The following is a 3,327-nucleotide window of genomic DNA, read 5'->3' on the forward strand; positions in this document are numbered from 1 at the left end:
GCCAGGCTAGGTTCGGCCTGGTTCATCGAGTAGAAGTGCAGCCCCGGTGCGCCGCCCTGCAGCAGGCGTTCGCACATTTCGCTGACGACTTGTTCGCCAAAGCTTTGAATGCTTTGCGTGTCATCACCGTAGGCTTCCAGTTGCTTGCGGATCCAGCGCGGGATTTCCGCACCGCAGGCGTCGGAGAAGCGCGCGAGTTTGCTGTAGTTGGTGATCGGCATGATCCCCGGCACGATCGGCAGATCCACGCCCAGCGCCTGCAAACGGTCGACGAAGTAGAAGTAGCTGTCGGCGTTGAAGAAGTACTGGGTGATCGCGCTGTCGGCACCGGCCTTGGCCTTGCGCACGAAGTTGGCGAGATCGTCTTCGTAGTTGCGCGCTTGCGGATGCATCTCCGGGTAAGCGGCGACTTCGATGTGGAAATGATCAGCGGTTTCCTCACGAATGAATTCCACCAGCTCGTTGGCGTGACGCAGCTCACCGCTGGTCATGCCCATGCCGGACGGCAGGTCGCCACGCAGGGCAACGATGCGCTTGATGCCGGCAGCCTTGTATTCGTTCAGCAGGCCGCGCAGGTCGTCCTTGCTGTCACCAACGCACGACAGGTGCGGAGCGGCGGGAACTTTGACTTCGCTTTCCAGCTGCAGCACGGTGTTGAGCGTGCGATCACGGGTCGAACCGCCAGCGCCGTAGGTGCAGGAAAAGAAATCCGGGTTGTAGGTGGCCAACTGACGGGCAGTGGCAAGCAGCTTTTCTTGCCCGGCATCGGTCTTGGTCGGGAAAAACTCGAAGCTGTAGCGACGGTCTTGGGACATTGGAGGGGACCTCCAGCTGCAAGCTGCAGGCTTCAAGCTGCAAGAGCAGCGGAGGTGCGCTGATCTCTTGTGCTTGAAGCTTGCGGCCTGACGCTGTTTTGAAATAGTGGCAGAGACTCAAGCTACGTACGACAAACTCGGCTTTTGACCTTACTTGCCGCTTGTAGCTTGAAGCTCCCAGCTGCTCTTAGTACCGGTAGGCGTGCGGCTTGAACGGGCCTTCGACGGTGACGCCGATGTAGTCAGCCTGTTGCTTGGTCAGTTGGGTGACCACGCCGCCGAAGCCGCGAACCATTTCCAGGGCCACTTCTTCGTCGAGTTTCTTCGGCAGCACTTCAACGGTCAGACGCTCGGCTTTCTGCGCTGGCGACAGGTCGGCGTATTTCTGGCCGAACAGGAAGATCTGTGCCAGAACCTGGTTGGCGAACGAACCGTCCATGATGCGGCTCGGGTGACCGGTGGCGTTGCCCAGGTTCACCAGACGGCCTTCGGCCAGCAGGATCAGGTAGTCGTCGTTCTGTGGGTCGAAGCTGCCGGCACCGGTGCGGTGAACCTTGTGCACCTGTGGCTTCACTTCTTCCCATGCCCAGTTCTTGCGCATGAAAGCGGTGTCGATTTCGTTGTCGAAGTGACCGATGTTGCAGACAACGGCGCGCTTCTTCAGGGCTTTGAGCATGTTCGCGTCGCAAACATTGACGTTACCGGTGGTGGTCACGATCAGGTCGATCTTGCCCAGCAGTGCTTTGTCGATGCTCGCTTCGGAACCGTCGTTGATACCGTCGATGAACGGCGAAACCAGTTCGAAACCGTCCATGCAGGCTTGCATGGCGCAGATCGGGTCGACTTCCGACACTTTGACGATCATGCCTTCCTGACGCAGCGACTGTGCCGAGCCCTTGCCCACGTCACCGTAACCGATGACCAGCGCTTGCTTGCCCGACAGCAGGTGGTCGGTGCCGCGCTTGATCGCATCGTTCAGGCTGTGACGGCAACCGTACTTGTTGTCGTTCTTGGACTTGGTCACCGAGTCGTTGACGTTGATCGCCGGGATCTTCAGCTCGCCCTTGGCCAGCATGTCCAGCAGACGGTGTACGCCAGTGGTGGTTTCTTCGGTTACGCCATGAACGCGATCGAGCACTTGCGGGTATTTCTTGTGCAGCAGCTCGGTCAGGTCGCCGCCGTCGTCGAGGATCATGTTGGCGTCCCAAGGCTGGCCATCCTTGAGGATGGTCTGCTCCAGGCACCACTCGTACTCTTCTTCAGTCTCGCCTTTCCAGGCGAACACCGGGATACCGGCAGCAGCGATTGCGGCAGCGGCCTGATCCTGAGTGGAGAAAATGTTGCAGGACGACCAGCGCACTTCGGCACCCAGGGCAACCAGGGTTTCGATCAGCACGGCAGTCTGAATGGTCATGTGGATGCAGCCGAGGATTTTTGCGCCCTTGAGCGGCTGCTCGGCAGCGTATTTGCGGCGCAGACCCATCAGGGCAGGCATTTCCGATTCGGCGATGATGGTTTCGCGACGGCCCCAGGCAGCCAGGGACATGTCGGCAACTTTGTAATCGGTAAAATCGGCAGGCGTGTTGACAGCGCTCATGAAGAGCCTCCATTCGTAATGTATGCGAATGGGCGCCGTTGTGCGTTTAGTGTCCGGCGCAGGCCGGTCAACGCCCCATCCGAGCCTGACAGGTCGAACCTGCTGCAGCGCCCCTCGGACAGGTGGCGGGAAAACGGCATAGCCGTTCTGAATCGGTGGCGATTATAGCGGTCTTCGCCCGGCTAGTGGCAAGCGGCAAGCTACAAGCGGCAAGTAAAAGCCAATCCGCTTTTACTTGCAGCTTGTAGCTGAAAACTTGAAGCTGGGGGCCAATACCCCTAACGCTCAAACGTCTCGACCCAGGAGCCCCCCATGAATTTCCACACCCGCAAATGGGTAAAACCCGAAGACCTCAACCCCAACGGCACCCTGTTCGGCGGCAGCCTGCTGCGCTGGATCGATGAAGAAGCGGCGATCTATGCCATCGTGCAACTGGGCAACCAGCGTGTGGTGACCAAGTACATCTCGGAAATCAACTTCGTCAGCGCCTCGCGCCAGGGCGACATCATCGAACTGGGCATCACTGCCACCGAATTCGGTCGCACCTCGATCACCCTGACCTGCGAAGTGCGCAACAAGATCACCCGCAAGAGCATCCTGACCGTCGAGAAAATGGTGTTCGTCAACCTCGGCGAAGACGGCCTGCCGGCGCCGCACGGGCGGACCGAGATCAAATATGTGAAAGACCAGTTCAAGGATGACGAGGCCGTTCAATAAGATCGGCGGCGCATTCTTCGCGAGCAGGCTCGCTCCCACAGGAATCACCTGTGCCTGTAGGAGCTGCCGAAGGCTGCGATCTTTTGATCTTGTTTCTGAAAATCAAAATCAAAAGATCGCAGCCTTCGGCAGCTCCTACCCTGGATTGGTGTGCATGCAGAGATTTGCGCCGCGCCTACAGAACGTATTGCCAAGCGC

The 3,327-nt window shown here is 58.9% G+C and carries 3 protein-coding genes and 1 riboswitch; of the genes, 1 reads left to right on the forward strand and 2 read right to left on the reverse strand.

Annotated features, from left to right (window positions below; translation table 11 throughout):
* On the reverse strand, window positions 1-815 hold an 815-nt coding region (metF, locus tag D6877_RS21730), incomplete at its 3' end, for a methylenetetrahydrofolate reductase [NAD(P)H] (RefSeq protein WP_130912066.1).
* Window positions 816-1,002: 187 nt separating this feature from the next.
* Window positions 1,003-2,412, reverse strand: a complete 1,410-nt coding sequence (ahcY, locus tag D6877_RS21735) for an adenosylhomocysteinase (protein WP_016772771.1) — start codon at window positions 2,410-2,412, stop codon at window positions 1,003-1,005.
* Window positions 2,413-2,435: 23 nt separating this feature from the next.
* A riboswitch (S-adenosyl-L-homocysteine riboswitch) is annotated at window positions 2,436-2,534 on the reverse strand.
* Window positions 2,535-2,724: 190 nt separating this feature from the next.
* Between ahcY and D6877_RS21740 the strand changes: the two genes are divergently transcribed.
* Window positions 2,725-3,129 carry a hotdog domain-containing protein gene (locus tag D6877_RS21740; RefSeq protein ID WP_016772772.1) on the forward strand — a complete coding sequence of 135 codons (405 nt, stop codon included), beginning with the start codon at window positions 2,725-2,727 and terminating at the stop codon, window positions 3,127-3,129.
* Window positions 3,130-3,327 lie beyond the last annotated feature (198 nt).

The sequence above is a fragment of the Pseudomonas sp. Sample_9 genome (assembly GCF_004307535.1).
Lineage (GTDB): Bacteria > Pseudomonadota > Gammaproteobacteria > Pseudomonadales > Pseudomonadaceae > Aquipseudomonas > Aquipseudomonas mercuritolerans.

Excerpts from the sequence above, each read along its gene's own strand:
- D6877_RS21740 (WP_016772772.1), top strand. The coding sequence starts at position 2,725 with ATGAATTTCCACACCCGCAAATGGGTAAAACCCGAAGACCTCAACCCC.
- ahcY (WP_016772771.1), bottom strand. The coding sequence starts at position 2,412 with ATGAGCGCTGTCAACACGCCTGCCGATTTTACCGATTACAAAGTTGCC.